The sequence below is a fragment of the Streptomyces sp. NPDC001070 genome, from assembly GCF_053598835.1.
Window position 1 is genome coordinate 141,313 of record NZ_JBSFLB010000007.1, and the last position, 14,011, is coordinate 155,323.

Below are 14,011 nucleotides of genomic sequence, written 5' to 3' on the forward strand. Positions count from 1 at the left end.
CGCTCGTGGGGACTCGTCATGCCGGCGGTGAACGTCACAGCCTCGGGGGTGCTGGTCGTCTCCGGCATCGTCGTCCTCGTCCTCGTTCTGGTGCTTGTGCTTGTGCGTGAGCTAGTGCTCGTTGCCGTGCTCGCACTGCTGCTACTGCTCGGGCCTGTGCCCGTCGTCCAGGGTGCCCGGACGGTCCCGCTGTCGTGGGCGCTCAGGGTCGGGACGGCTTGACACTCCGTCAACGGGCGCCGTGGGGCGCGCCGTACGGGCTGGTCACACCCGTCCGCGAAGGTCATGCGCAGAGCGCCCACTCGCGGCGGGGGGTGCGGGCGGGTGCCTCGGTCGCGTCGGTCAGTACGGGGTCGAGGCCGGCGTCGCCGATCGGACGGGTGCGCACACGGGCGACCGGAGAGGCCCCGTGGGCCTCGGCCCGGATGCGCTGCTTCATCGTCGGCGGCAGGGACAACGCGCTGGACGGACCGGTGAAGCGGGGCAGCGGGACGAAGGGGACGGACTCGACGGACTCGACGGACTCGGCGCACTCCACGGGCTCGGACTCGGACTCGGCGGACCGGACCGGCCCGACGGGCTCACGGCGGTACGACGGCACTTCGGGTGTCCGTTCGCCTGGTTCGACGCGGAGCCCGGGACCGGACACGGCGGCGCACAGCGCGAGGGGTCGCGGAGCCGGCTCCGGAGCGGGCGCCGGTACGCAGAGGCGGACGGCCTCGGCGGTCGGCAGGTAAAGGGTGCCGGGAACGGTCTCCGGTCGCGGCGCGGCCGGAACCGTGCTACGCGACTCCGGGACGGCGAACCCCAGGTAGGCGACCATCTTGAAGAGCAGAGTGACGAAGACGTCCCAGAACGACTTGACGTGGGCGTTGGCAGCCATGACCTCTCACTTCCTCGGTTGAGTCGGGAGCGACTAATCCGATGATGCGGAAGTGAGCACGAAATCCTTGATGCCGCACCCCGAGGGCGCCGATATTCCGATCAACACCACTCGGGTGGCCCAGCCGGTGCCCCGGCCGGCCGGTCCCACGACGGTTCTCCGGCCAGGTGGGCCAGGAGTTGCAGCTTCTCGTGGGAGGGGGTACCGGGCTCGGCGTGGTACGTCACCAGGATCTGGCCGGGCGCGTCGGGCAGGGCCAGTTTCTCGTAGTGCAGGTCGAGTTCCCCGACCTGTGGGTGGAGCAGGAGGGTGGTGCCGCTGGTCTTGTGGCGTACGTCCACCCGCGCCCACAGGGTGCGGAAGCGCTCGCTGCGCAGGCTCAGCTCGCCGACGAGTTCCACCAGACGGGGGTCCGCGTCGAGATCGCCCCCGATGGCCGAGCGCAGGAAGGCGACGGACTTGGCGGTCATCGTGTCCCAGTCGCGGTAGAAGGCCCGCATCCCGGGTTCGAGGAAGGCCGCGCGCAGGGTGTCCACACCGGGCGCGAAGTAGGGGCTGAGCGCGATCGCCGCCGGGTTCGCGGCGAGCGTGTTCATGTATCGGCCCTGGACGAGGGCCGGGGTGGTGGGCCACTGCTCGATGAGGGTCCGCACGCCCGGGCTGACCCGTTCCGGTCCGGCGGCCTTCCCGCGCCGGGCGCCGCGGGCGGGCCGGGCCAGTTCATGGAGGTAGCGCTCGGCGTCGGTGTCGAGGTGCAGGGCGCGGGCGATGCTGTCCAGGACCTGGTCGGACGGGTGCCGGTCGCGGCCCTGCTCCAGGCGCAGGTAGTACTCGACGCTGATCCCGGCGAGGAGTGCCACCTCCTCGCGGCGCAGCCCGGGCACCCGCCGGCGCTCGCCCGCGGGCAGGCCGACGTCCTCCGGGCGCAGCCGCTCCCGGCGCACCCGCAGATAGTCACCGAGACTGATGCCTGTGGCCATGGATTCGAGGCTAACCCCGGTCCGGCGGCTCATCCTGTCCCCGCGGGCACCAGGATGGGCGGGGTCTGGCCCGGGACGCCGGGTCCGCCCAGGCTCGGGGGCATGACACAGCGAGCAGCAGTTCCGACCCCCTTCGGATTCGCCTCCACCGCGGACGAGGTCCTGGCCGGCGTGGACCTCTCGGGGAAGCGGGTCCTGATCACAGGGGCGACCTCGGGCATCGGCACGGAGACGGCACGCGCCCTCGCCGCGGCCGGCGCATCGGTCGTCCTGGCCGTGCGCGACCCGGCGGCGGGCGAGGCGGCCGCGGCGCGGATCCGCGCGGCGACCGGCAACGCCGACGTCACCGTCGGCGGACTCGACCTGGCCGACCTCGGATCGGTCCGCGACTTCGCCGGGGCCTGGCGCGGGCCGCTCCACATCCTCGTGAACAACGCCGGGATCATGGCGCTGCCGGAGCTCACCCGCACCCCGCAGGGCCGTGAGCTGCAGTTCGCCGTGAACTTCCTCGGCCACTACGCGCTGACCGTGGGGCTGCACGGCGCGCTCGCCGCGGCGGGCGGCGCCCGGATCGTCTCGTTGAGCTCCAACGCCCACACGGCCGCGCCGGTCGTCATCGACGACCTCGACCACCGCTTTAGGCCCTACCAGCCCCTCGGGGCGTACGGGGAGTCGAAGACCGCGGACGTGCTGCTGGCCGTCGAGGCCACCCGGCGCTGGGCGGACGACGGCATCCTGGCGAACGCCGTGCACCCCGGGGCGATCCCCACCAACCTGCAGCAGCACACCGGGGGGATCAAGACGCCGCCCGAGCGCCGCAAGACCCTCGCGCAGGGCGCGGCGACCTCGGTGCTTGCGGCCGCCTCCCCGCTGCTGGACGGGGTGGGGGGACGCTACTTCGAGGACTGCGGCGAGGCGCCGCTGCTGGAGGAGCGGCCGCCGCTGTTCGGTGGCGGCGTCGCCCCCTTCGCCCTGGACCCGGAGAACGCCCTGCGCCTGTGGACGGCCGCCGCCGCGCTCATCGCGTGACCGCGTACCGGCGGGACGCACCCGGCGGGCGGGCCGGGGATCGCCGCGCGCCGGTGACCACGGCCGGGGGAGGGCCACCCCGTAGGGTTGGGAGCATGCGCCTGAGCACTGTCATCCTGCCGATCCACCGCTGGAACGAGGGCCGGAAGGTCTGGCGTCGGGCCGAGGAACTCGGCTTCCACGCCGCCTACACCTATGACCACCTGTCCTGGCGCAGCTTCCGGGACGGCCCGTGGTTCGGCGCGGTGCCGACGCTGACGGCGGCGGCCGCAGCGACCGAACGGATCCGTCTGGGGACGCTGGTGACCTCGCCGAACTTCCGGCACCCGGTGACGCTCGCGAAGGAGCTGATCACGCTCGACGACGTCAGCGAGGGCCGGCTGACGCTCGGCATCGGCGCCGGCGGGGTGGGCTTCGACGCGACCGCGCTGGGTCAGGAGCCGTGGACGGTGCGGGAACGGGCCGACCGCTTCGGCGAGTTCGTCGACGTTCTGGACCGGCTGCTGACGGAGCCGGTGGTGACGCACGAGGGCGAGTTCTACTCGGCGCACGAGGTGCGGAACATCCCCGGCTGCGTGCAGCGGCCGCGGCTCCCCTTCGCGGTGGCGGCGACGGGTCCGCGCGGGATGCGGCTGGCGGCGCGGTACGGCCAGGCCTGGGTGACCTACGGCGACCCCAAGGGGCCGGCCGACGTACCCGTCGAGGAGTGCCCCGGGGTCGTGTCGCGGCAGTTCGACAAGCTGGAGATCGCCTGCGCGGAGATCGAGCGCGATGCGCGCGAGCTGGACCGCGTCCTGCTGACCGGGTCCACGGCCGAGCGTCCGCTGGAGTCGCTCGACGCGTTCGTCGACTTCGCGGGCCGCTACGCGGAGATCGGCATCACGGAGATCGTGCTGCACTGGCCGGTGCCGGACTCCGTCTACGCGGCGGACGAGAAGGTCTTCGAGCGCATCGCGACGGAGGCCCCGGCCCAGCTCAGTTGAGCCGGCGGCGGGCGTTGCGCCGCCACTGGCCGAGCAGCACGGGCGACGCCGCGGGCGGCGGGCCCGCGGGACACACGTCGAAGTGGCTGATCCGGCACGTGTCGGAGGGCGCCGCGGCTCGCAGATTGACCGCCGTGCCGTCGCCCGCGACACGCCAGCGACGGCCCGCCGGAATGACGGCGAGGGGCCACTCGCCGGGCTCGATCAGGATCCAGCGGCCACCGGAGGTTCGGTGCCAGTGGGCGGCGCAGGCACACCGGCCGCAGGACGTGGCGGTGCCGGCCGCCGGGTCGGCGACGGGTATCGCGGTGCGGGCGGCCGTGCGGATGCCGTCCACGACGGTCGCCAAAGCGTCGGCCAGGAGCACCGGTTCCCGGTCGGGCTGCTCTTCACAACGCACAAGGGCCATGAGGTGATGGTGGCACCCGGCACTGACACCGGCGACGGAGTGTGTGGCGGTGCTCGCACTCCGCACCCGCCTGCAGCCATGTGCCACCGCATAAGGGACCATGGGTCGGTGACCTCAGCCACCCAGCATCCCCGGACCCCGGACGCCACCCTCGCGGCCCCCGCGCCGCGGCTGATCGCCACCGACCTGGACGGCACGCTGCTGCGCGACGACAAGACCGTTTCGGCCCGTACGATCGCCGCGCTGGCGGACGCGGAGGCCGCGGGCATCGAGGTCTTCTTCGTCACCGGCAGACCCGCCCGGTGGATGGACGTCGTCGCCGGGCACACCGCCGGCCACGGCATGGCGATATGCGCCAACGGCGCCGCCGTCTACGACCTGCACCGCGGCAGGCGGCTGCTCGCGGCCTACCCCCTCGACCCGCGGGACGCGCTCGCCGTCGTCGCGGTCCTGCGCACCGCCGTCCCCGGCACCACCTTCGCCGTGGAGCTGACCGGCGGCTTCGCCTACGAGCCGGAGTACCCGCCGTACGCCCCCACGCCCGACGCGGTCGTCGCGCCGGTGGAGGAGCTGCTGGACAACGGGCACCAGGGCCAGCCCGTGCTGAAGCTGCTGGCCAAGCACCCGTCCATCGACCCGGACGTCTTCCTGCGCACCGCGCGGGCGATGGCCGGGGAGCACGCCGAGATCACCCGGTCCAGCGCGTCGGCGCTGCTGGAGATCAGCGGCACGGGGGTCAGCAAGGCGACGACGCTCGCGCGCTGCTGCGCGGACCTCGGCATCTCCGCCGAGGAGGTCGTGGCCTTCGGGGACATGCCCAACGACCTGCCCATGCTGTCCTGGGCGGGCACCTCGTACGCGGTCGCCAACGCCCACCCGGACGTGCTCGCCGCCACCACGCACCGCACGGTGGCGAACGAGGAGGACGGCGTCGCCCGGGTCATCGAGCGGATCCTCGCCGCCCGCTGACCCGTCCACCGGCCGCCGTCGGGCCGGGGTGGCCCCGGGGACTCACAGCGGCGCCTCCCACGCGAGGGTCGTCCCCTTGCCGTCCGGCCCGGGACCGAAGATCGACTCGCCGCCCAGCGACTCCGCGCGCCGCGCGAGATTGCGCAGTCCGCTGCGCCGCCCGGTCTCCGGGATGCCGACGCCGTCGTCGGAGACGATGAGCCGCACGCCCTCGCGGCCGTCGGCGAGGACGGCGGTGGCGTCGAGCACCACCTCGACCCAGGTGGCGCCCGCGTGCCGCTGCACGTTGGACAGCGCCTCGCGCAGCGCGGCCACGAGATTGCGGGCGCTGAGCGCGCCCACCCGCGAGTCGACGGGGCCGACGAACCGGACGGAGGGCTGGAACCCCAGCCCCCGGGCGGCCGTGCCGGTCTCCCGCAACACCTGGGCGCGCAGCCCCGTCGGGGCCTCGTCCCGCGGCTCCTGCTGCAGCGCGAAGATCGCCGTCCGCACCTCCTGGATGGTGGCGTCCAGCTCCTCGACCGCGTGTGCGATGCCCTCCTCGGCGTCGGGGGGCAGCGCCTTGCGCCGGGCGCCCTGGAGCATCAGGCCCGTCGCGAAGAGCCGCTGGATGACCAGGTCGTGCAGATCGCGGGCGATCCGGTCGCGCTCCTCGTAGACGGCCAGCCGGTTGCGGTCCCGCTGCGCGTCGGCGAGCAGCAGGGCGAGCGCGGCCTGGGCCGCGAACTGGGTGGCGACGAAGCGCTCGTCCTCGGTGAACCCCGGGGCGCCGTGGGCCCTCGGCAGGGCGAGCGCGCCCATCACGTGGCCGCTGCTCTGGAGCGGGAGCATCATGCAGGCGCCGAAACGCGGGGCGATGGCCGTGGTCATCCGCGCGTCGGTCGCGGCGTCGTCGATGAACACCGGCTCGCCCGCCATCAGCGGCGCGACGGGCGGGCTGTCCGCCTCGAGCACCGTGCCCACCAGGCCCGCGGGCTGGTCGGCCGAGACCGCGACCACCTCCAGGCCGCCCTCGACGGTCGGCAGCAGAACGAGGCCCGCGTCGGCCCCGACCAGCGCGCGGGCCTGCTCGGCGACGACGTCGAGCGCGTCACCGGTCGGTTGTTCGTCCGCCAGCAGCGCGGTCGTGACCGAGCCGACGGCGTCCAGCAGCTTGGCCAGTCGTTCTGCCATACGGCGAGCCTAGGGCGGTGCCGCGTCCTACGCCGTGATCGACTCCGGCTCCGGCGCGCCCACGCCGGCCGGGGCGTCCGCCACCCGCTCGCGGTCGAGGCCCCGGCGGAAGGGACCGTCCGCGGCGGCCAGCTCCCGGTACGCGCCGCGCTGGACGACGCGGCCGTGGTCGAGGACGAGGATCTCGTCGACGCCGTCCAGTCCGGTGAGGCGGTGGGTGATCAGGACGGTCGTCCGGCCCGTGGTCGCGGTCAGCAGATCGGCGGTCAGCGCGTCGGCGGTGGCCAGGTCCAGGTGCTCGGCGGGCTCGTCGAGCACCAGGACGGGGAAGTCGGCGAGCAGCGCGCGGGCCAGCGCCAGCCGCTGGCGCTGGCCGCCGGACAGGCGGGTGCCGTGCTCCCCGACCGGGAGGTCGAGGTCCAGGTCGAGCCGGGCGGCGGCAAGGGCCGCCCGCAGCTCCGTGTCGGCCGCGCCGGGACGGGCCAGCCGCAGGTTCTCGCGGACCGTGCTGTCGAAGGCGTGCGCGTCCTGGGCGCACAGGCCGACCATGCGGCGTACGGCGTCGCCGTCGAGGGTCGTCGCGTCGGTGCCCGCGAGGGTGTACGTGCCCGACTCGACGTCCAGGAAGCGCAGCAGCACATGGGCGAGCGTCGTCTTGCCCGACCCGGACGGCCCGACGACGGCGATCCGGCGGCCGGGCGCCAGTTCGAGGTCGACACCGTCCAGCGCGGGGTGCCGCTGTCCCGGGTGGCGGGCCGACAGCCCGCGCAGCACCAGGGGGTGGGGCCCGGCGGGCGCGGCCGCGGGCCGCTCCGGCTCCCGTACCGGCTCCGGGGCGTCGAGCACGTCGTGCACCCGCAGTGCCGCCTGGCGGCTGCGCTGCCGGTACTGCGCCGCGAGCGGCATGCCCGCCACCGCCTCGAAGGCGGCGAGCGGGACGAGCACGACGACCGCGAGCGCGACTCCGGGCAGCCGTCCCCCTGCCGCCGCCTGGACGCCCGCCCAGGCGCAGACGGTGACGGTCAGCCCGGTGACCAGCGCGCCGAGCCCGGCGCCGAGCGCCGCCCCGGCCGCGGAGCGCGCCGCGATCCGGGTGAGCAGACGGTCCGCCTCGGCCGCCTTCGCCCGGCGGCCTGGCAGCGCCCCGGCGACCGTCAGCTCGGCGGTACCGGTGAGCACGTCGACGACCTGGGCCGCGAGCTCGCCGCGGGCGGGGGCGAGGGCGCGTTCGGCGCGCCGGGCGAGCGCCGCGGACACGGCCGGTACGGCCCCCCCGGCGGTGAGCAGTCCGACCGCCAGGGCGGCACCGGCGCCGGGGAGCAGCCATGCGGTGAACGCGGCCGACGCGGCGCCGCCGAGGACGGCGGCGCCGGCGGGGAGCAGCCAGCGCAGGAAGTGGTCCTGCAGACCGTCCACATCGGCGACGAGGCGGGAGAGCAGGTCCCCGCGCCGGGTGTCCCGCAGCGCGGCGGGCGCGAGCCGTTCCAGCCGGCGGTAGACCGCGACCCGCAGGTCGGCGAGGGCGCGGAAGACAGCGTCGTGCGAGACCAGCCGCTCGGCGTAGCGGAACACGGCACGGCCGATGCCGAACGCCCGCGTCGCGGTGACCGCGACCATCAGGTAGAGGACCGGCGGCTGCTGGGAGGCGCGGGAGATCAGCCAGCCGGAGGTCCCCATGAGGCCGATGGCGCTCAGCAGTGCGAGCGTGCCCAGGAGCAGCGCGAGTGCGAACCGCGGCCGCAGCGGCGACGCGGCCCGGCGCACCCGCTTCGCCGGGTCGGCGGCGGTGCCGCGGCCGATGGCGCGCGCCGTGTGCTCCGCAGAGCCGGAGCCCGCCACCGTGGTGGACGGCCCGAGCGGGGCGGTCACGGTCCCCTCCCGCGCCTCGGCGTCCGCCGCGTACGTGCCGGACGGCACCGCTCGCCGTGCCGGTGCCGGTACCGGGTACGCGGGCCCGGGAGCTTCATGCCGGCCGGGAGAGGTCGGGTCGACGGGAGCGACCTCCGCCCCGGCGGTCCGGTCGCCCAGGCGCACCCTGCGGTCGGCCACGGCGAGCAGCGCGGGCCGGTGCACCACGAGCAGTACCGTGCGCCCCGCCGCGAGCCGCCGGACCGCGTCGACCACGGCCGCCTCCGTCTCGCCGTCGAGCGCGGCCGTCGGCTCGTCGAGCAGCAGCAGCGGCCGGTCGGCGAGGAAGGCCCGCGCCAGGGCGACCCGTTGCCGCTGCCCGGCGGAGAGTCCGGCGCCGCCCTCGCCGACGGCGGTCGCGGGATCGAGCTCCGGGGCGCCCGCGTCGTGGAGCGCCGCGCGTACCTGGGCCGGGGTCGCGTCGGGCCGGGCGAGCCGCACGTTGTCGGCGATGGTCCCGGCGAACAGGTACGGCCGCTGGGGCACCCAGGCGATCTGGCGGTGCCAGCCCGCCGGGTCGTACGCGGCGAGGTCGGTCCCGTCGACCAGGACGCGCCCCGCGGTCGGCTCGGTGAAGCCGAGCAGCACGCCGAGCAGCGTGGTCTTGCCGATCCCGCTCGGCCCGGTGAGGGCGACGGTCTCGCCGGGGGAGACCCGCAGGGAGAACGTGCCGAGACGGCCCTCGACGGCGACGCCGTCCAGCTCGACGGCCGCGGTCCGCAGATCGGGGGCCGGGGCGGTACCGCGCCGCGGCGGCGCGGTCTCCAGGACGGCGAATACCTCGTCGGCGGCGGAGAGCCCTTCCGCGGCCGCGTGGTAGTGGGCGCCCACCTGGCGCAGCGGCAGATATGCCTCGGGCGCCAGAACGAGGATGACCAGCCCCGTGTAGAGGTCGAGTTCGCCGTGGACCAGCCGCATGCCGACGCCAACGGCGACCAGGGCGACGGAGATGGTGGAGAGCAGCTCCAGGGCGAAGGAGGAGAGGAAGGTGATGCGGAGCGTCCGCATCGTGGCGCGCCGGTATTCGGCGGTGATGGCGCGGATGGACTCGGCCTGGGCCTTGGCGCGGCCGAAGACCTTGAGGGTGGGCAGGCCCGCGACGACGTCGAGGAAGTGGCCGGACAACCGGGCGAGCAGGTGCCACTGCCGGTCCATGCGGGCCTGGGTGGCCCAACCGATGAGGACCATGAAGAGCGGGATGAGGGGGAGGGTCAGGGCGATGGTGAGCGCCGAGACCCAGTCCTCGGTGACGATCCGGGCGAGGACGGCGGCGGGCACGACGACGGCCAGCCCGAGTTGGGGCAGGTAGCGGGCGAAGTAGCCGTCGAGGGCGTCGATGCCCCGGGTGGCCAGGGTGGTCAGTTCGCCGGTCCGGCGCTCGGTGAGCCCTGCCGGGCCGAGTGCCGTGACGTGCTCCAGCAGCCCTGTGCGCAACTGGGACTTGACGGCGGCGGCGGCGCGATGGGCGCACAGCTCGGTGAGCCAGGAGACCGCCGCCCGGCCGGCCGCGACACCGGCAAGCAGCAGCAGCGGGGTGCGCAGCGCTCCGGCGTCGAGACCGTCCTGGAAACCCCCGATCACGATTTCCGCGATGAGCATCGCCTGCGCGATGACCAGTCCCGCGCCGACGAGACCGAGCAGGACGGAGACGGCGAGGAACCCGCGGGTCGAGCGGGCGTACCTCAGAAGCCGGGGGTCGACAGGTTTCACGTGAAACAGCCCCTCAATGTGCTTCGGCGATGTGCTGGGTGCCGATCCGCTTGCGGAACACCCAGTACGTCCAGGCCTGGTAGAGCACGACCAGCGGGGCCGCTATCCCGGCGCACCAGGTCATGATCTTCAGCGTGTACGGGGTCGAGGAGGCGTTCTCCACCGTCAGGCTCCACGCCGGGTCCAGCGAGGACGGCATGACGTCCGGGAAGAGCGTCAGGAAGAGCATCGCCACCGCGGCCACCACCGTGACCCCGGAGAAGGCGAACGCCCAGCCCTCGCGGCCCCGCAGATTGGCGCCCAGTGCCGCCAGCAGCGCGAGCACGGCGGTGATCGCGGCCACCAGGCTCGCGGCGGCCCCGTCCTCCGCCTGCGTCCAGGCCAGGAAGGCCAGGGCGAGTACGGCGGTGACGACTCCGGCACGGGTGGCGAAGCGGCGGGCGCGATCGCGGATGTCGCCGAGGGTCTTCAGGGCGGCGAAGACGGCGCCGTGGAAGGTGAAGAGGCTCAGGGTGACGAGTCCGCCGAGGAGGGGGTAGGGGCCGAGCAGGTCCCAGACCCGGCCGGTGTACTCACCGGACCTGTCGATCTTCACCCCGTGCACGATGTTGGCGAACGCCACGCCCCACAGGAACGCGGGGAGCAGGGAGGTCCAGAAGATGGCCCACTCCCACGTGGTCTGCCAGCGCTCGTCGGCCCGCTTGGCGCGGTACTCGAAGGCGACGACCCGGATGATCAGGCAGAGCAGGATCGCCAGCAACGGCAGGTAGAAGCCGGAGAAGAGGGTGGCGTACCACTCGGGGAAGGCGGCGAAGGTGGCGCCGCCGGCGGTGATCAGCCAGACCTCGTTGCCGTCCCAGACCGGGCCGATGGTGTTGATCAGCACCCGCCGCTCGGGGCGGTCGCGGGCGAGCAGCCGGGTCAGGACGCCGATGCCGAAGTCGAAGCCCTCGAGGAAGAAGTAGCCGGTCCACAGGACGGCGATGATGACGAACCAGACGTCGTGGAGGTGCATGCCGTCGCTCCCTAGTACGAGAAGGCCATCGGGCGGTCGGCGTCGGCGTCGCCGCCGATCTTCGTGGGGGGATCGAGGTCGGCCTCGGTGAGCTCGGGAGGCCCGGCCTTGGCGTACTTGACCAGGAGCTTGACCTCGACGACGGCGAGGACGGCGTAGAGCGCGGTGAGGACGATCAGCGAGATCAGCATCTCGGCGGTGGAGACGCCGGGGGAGACCGCGTCCTCGGTGCGCAGCAGCCCGTACACGGCCCACGGCTGGCGGCCGTTCTCGGTGAAGATCCAGCCCCAGGAGTTGGCGATCAGCGGGAAGCCCATGGTGAGCAGCCCGATCCGCCAGTACCAGCGTGAGAGCGCGGGGGTGAGGGCGGTGTTCTTGGTGAGCATCAGATGCGGTGGCTCGTCGTCGCCCGTGCGCCGGCTCTCGGCGAGCCAGAACCTGCGGCGGGTGAGCCAGAGTCCCGCGAGGCCGACCGCGAAGGAGGTCATGCCGAAGCCGATCATCCAGCGGAATCCCCAGTAGGCGACCGGGATGTTGGGCCGGTAGTCGCCGGGGCCGTACTTCTGCTGCTCGGCCTTGTTGACGTCGTTGATGCCGGGGACGTACGACCTGAAGTCGTCGTGGGCGAGGAAGGACAGCAGCCCGGGGACCTCGACGGCCACGGTGTTGTGGCCCTTCTCGACGTCGCCGTAGGCGAAGACCGAGAAGGGGGCGGGGGCCTCGCCGTCCCACAGGGCCTCGGCGGCGGCCATCTTCATCGGCTGCTGCTCGTACATGACCTTGCCCAGCCGGTCGCCGCTGAGGGCGGTGAGCAGACCCGCGACGACCGCGGTGACCAGCGCGAGGCGCAGCGAGGTCTTCATGACGGCGACGTGCTTCCTGCGGGCCAGGTGGTAGGCCGCGATGCCCATCATGAAGGCGGCGCCGGTCAGGAAGGCCGCGCTCAGGGTGTGGAAGACCACGACGACGGTGGTGTTCTGGCTGATCACGGCCCAGAAGTCGGTGAGCTCGGCGCGGCCGGTGGACTTGTTGTAGCGGTAGCCGACCGGGTGCTGCATCCAGGAGTTGGCGGCGAGGATGAAGTACGCGGAAAGGATCGTGCCGAGCGAGACCAGCCATATGCAGGCCAGGTGGATCTTCTGGGGGAGCTTGTCCCAGCCGAAGATCCACAGGCCGATGAAGGTGGACTCGAAGAAGAAGGCGATGAGCGACTCGAAGGCGAGCGGGGCGCCGAACACGTCACCGACGAAGCGCGAGTAGTCCGACCAGTTCATCCCGAACTGGAACTCCTGGACGAGGCCGGTGGCCACGCCCATGGCGATGTTGATCAGGAAGAGCTTTCCCCAGAACTTGGTCGCCCGGAGGTACTTCTCGTCGCCGGTGCGCACCCAGGCCGTCTGGAGGCCGGCGGTCAGGGCCGCGAGGGAGATCGTGAGGGGGACGAAAAGGAAGTGGTAGACGGTCGTGATGCCGAATTGCCATCGCGCGACGATGACGGAGTCCAGTGCCAGGTCCACGCCACGCCTCCTATCTTGATGCGCTTGTGAAAGTGAACGCATTCACAAGGTCAGTATGCCGCACACACTTTCGCCCCCTCACACCGGGGGGCGTGAGGGGGCGAAAGGGGGCATGTTATGGGGCCGTCCGGCCCCCGGGGAGGCGTCGCCGGGCGGGTTACAGCTCCTTGCGGAAGGCCTCGGCCGTACGCAGCAGGACGTCGTTGGCGGCGTTCTCACCGATCGTGATCCGCACGCCCTCCCCCGCGAACGGACGGACCGTGACGCCGGCCCGCTCGCAGGACGCGGCGAAGTCGGTTGTGCGCTCCCCCAGCCGCAGCCACACGAAGTTGGCGTGGGTCTCCGGAACCGTCCAGCCCTGCGCGGTCAGCCCGTCGTACACCCGGGTCCGCTCCGCGACCAGCGCGTCCACCCGCTCCAGCAGCGCCGCCTCGGCGCGCAGCGAGGCCACCGCCGCGTCCTGGGCGAGCTGGCTCACGCCGAAGGGGACGGCCGTCTTGCGCAGCGCCGCCGCGACCGGCTCGTGCGCGATCGCGAAGCCCACGCGCAGGCCGGCGAGGCCGTACGCCTTGGAGAAGGTGCGCAGCACCGCGACGTTGGGGCGGTCGCGGTAGACCTCGACGCCGTCCGGCACCTCGGGGTCGCGGATGAACTCCTTGTACGCCTCGTCCAGCACGACCAGCACGTCCGAGGGGACGCGGTCCAGGAAGCGCTCCAGCTCGGCGCGGCGGACCACGGTGCCAGTGGGGTTGTTGGGGTTGCAGACGAAGATCAGCCGCGTCCGGTCCGTGACCGCGGCGGCCATCGCGTCCAGGTCGTGGGTCTCGTCGGCGTCCAGCGCCACCGGTACGGAGGCCGCCCCGCTGATCTGCGTGATGATCGGATAGGCCTCGAAGGAACGCCAGGCGTAGATCACCTCGTCGCCCGGGCCGGCGGTCGCCTGCAGCAGTTGCTGCGCGACCCCGACCGAGCCGGTGCCCGTCGCGATGTGCTCCACCGGCACCCCGAAGCGGTGTGCCAGCTCCGCGTGGAGCGCCGTGCACGCCATGTCCGGGTAGCGGTTGAAGCTCTCCGCGGCGGCGGTCGCCGCCTGAAGGACACCGGGCAGCGGCGGATAGGGGTTCTCGTTGGAGGACAGCTTGTAAGCGGTCACTCCCTCTTCCACGGCCGGGGGTCTACCCGGCTTGTACGTGGGGATTCCGTCCAGTTCGCGGCGCAGTTTGGGGCTCATGCCCCACACCATACGAGTGCCCGCCCGGCCGGGGGAGGCCCTGATGACCGCGGGCGCACAGCAGGGGCTCGCGGTCGTCGGGTCAGGCTGTGCGACCCACCGTGCGCCGGTGGCGCGCGCGGTGGCGCGCATCCCTCGTAGGGGTGAGTTGATGGCTGTGCGCACCTCGGGGCAGAGGGCGGGCGACGCCGTGCAGCCGACCCG

The 14,011-nt window shown here is 73.4% G+C and carries 11 protein-coding genes and 1 pseudogene; 4 read left to right on the forward strand and 8 right to left on the reverse strand.

Annotated elements, in window-relative coordinates; genetic code table 11:
- The first annotated feature begins 27 nt into the window (after positions 1 to 27).
- On the forward strand, positions 28 to 222 hold the full coding sequence (locus ACWDAS_RS11445) for a hypothetical protein (RefSeq protein ID WP_450388672.1): 195 nt from the start codon (positions 28 to 30) through the stop codon (positions 220 to 222).
- A gap of 61 nt (positions 223 to 283) precedes the next feature.
- On the opposite strand, the gene ACWDAS_RS11450 is transcribed toward ACWDAS_RS11445, so the two are convergent.
- The gene (locus ACWDAS_RS11450; RefSeq protein WP_450388674.1) at positions 284 to 883 is read right to left on the reverse strand and encodes a DUF6344 domain-containing protein; all 600 of its coding nucleotides are present in this window, start codon (positions 881 to 883) and stop codon (positions 284 to 286) included.
- A gap of 101 nt (positions 884 to 984) precedes the next feature.
- The gene (locus ACWDAS_RS11455) at positions 985 to 1,863 is read right to left on the reverse strand and encodes a helix-turn-helix domain-containing protein (RefSeq protein ID WP_450388676.1); all 879 of its coding nucleotides are present in this window, start codon (positions 1,861 to 1,863) and stop codon (positions 985 to 987) included.
- 102 nt (positions 1,864 to 1,965) lie between these two features.
- Here ACWDAS_RS11455 and ACWDAS_RS11460 point away from each other — a divergent pair, with 102 nt between their 5' ends.
- Both ACWDAS_RS11460 and ACWDAS_RS11465 read left to right on the forward strand, forming a co-directional pair.
- Complete coding sequence (locus ACWDAS_RS11460) at positions 1,966 to 2,892, forward strand: SDR family NAD(P)-dependent oxidoreductase (protein WP_450388678.1); 927 nt, start codon at positions 1,966 to 1,968, stop codon at positions 2,890 to 2,892.
- Between the two features lie 95 nt (positions 2,893 to 2,987).
- Complete coding sequence (locus tag ACWDAS_RS11465) at positions 2,988 to 3,875, forward strand: LLM class flavin-dependent oxidoreductase (RefSeq protein WP_450388680.1); 888 nt, start codon at positions 2,988 to 2,990, stop codon at positions 3,873 to 3,875.
- Here ACWDAS_RS11465 and ACWDAS_RS11470 read toward each other — a convergent pair.
- Entirely contained in the window at positions 3,868 to 4,284 is a 417-nt protein-coding gene (locus ACWDAS_RS11470; RefSeq protein ID WP_450388682.1) for a DUF6083 domain-containing protein, read from the reverse strand. The genes ACWDAS_RS11465 and ACWDAS_RS11470 overlap by 8 nt on opposite strands.
- Positions 4,285 to 4,392: 108 nt before the next feature.
- Here ACWDAS_RS11470 and ACWDAS_RS11475 point away from each other — a divergent pair, with 108 nt between their 5' ends.
- Positions 4,393 to 5,253, forward strand: a complete 861-nt coding sequence (locus ACWDAS_RS11475) for a Cof-type HAD-IIB family hydrolase (protein WP_450388684.1) — start codon at positions 4,393 to 4,395, stop codon at positions 5,251 to 5,253.
- Between the two features lie 42 nt (positions 5,254 to 5,295).
- Here ACWDAS_RS11475 and ACWDAS_RS11480 read toward each other — a convergent pair.
- From ACWDAS_RS11480 to hisC, 5 genes and pseudogenes are all read right to left on the reverse strand, one after another.
- A pseudogene (locus ACWDAS_RS11480) lies at positions 5,296 to 6,402 on the reverse strand (GAF domain-containing sensor histidine kinase); the annotation flags it as partial.
- Positions 6,403 to 6,453: 51 nt separating this feature from the next.
- Positions 6,454 to 10,044 carry a thiol reductant ABC exporter subunit CydD gene (gene cydD / locus ACWDAS_RS11485; RefSeq protein ID WP_450388686.1) on the reverse strand — a complete coding sequence of 1,197 codons (3,591 nt, stop codon included), beginning with the start codon at positions 10,042 to 10,044 and terminating at the stop codon, positions 6,454 to 6,456.
- A gap of 13 nt (positions 10,045 to 10,057) precedes the next feature.
- Complete coding sequence (gene cydB, locus ACWDAS_RS11490; protein WP_450388688.1) at positions 10,058 to 11,059, reverse strand: cytochrome d ubiquinol oxidase subunit II; 1,002 nt, start codon at positions 11,057 to 11,059, stop codon at positions 10,058 to 10,060.
- 11 nt (positions 11,060 to 11,070) lie between these two features.
- Positions 11,071 to 12,576: a cytochrome ubiquinol oxidase subunit I gene (locus ACWDAS_RS11495; RefSeq protein ID WP_450388690.1), complete on the reverse strand. Its 1,506-nt coding sequence runs from the start codon at positions 12,574 to 12,576 to the stop codon at positions 11,071 to 11,073.
- A 157-nt stretch (positions 12,577 to 12,733) separates the two neighbouring features.
- Positions 12,734 to 13,807: a histidinol-phosphate transaminase gene (hisC, locus tag ACWDAS_RS11500; protein WP_450388692.1), complete on the reverse strand. Its 1,074-nt coding sequence runs from the start codon at positions 13,805 to 13,807 to the stop codon at positions 12,734 to 12,736.
- Between the last annotated feature and the right edge of the window lie 204 nt (positions 13,808 to 14,011).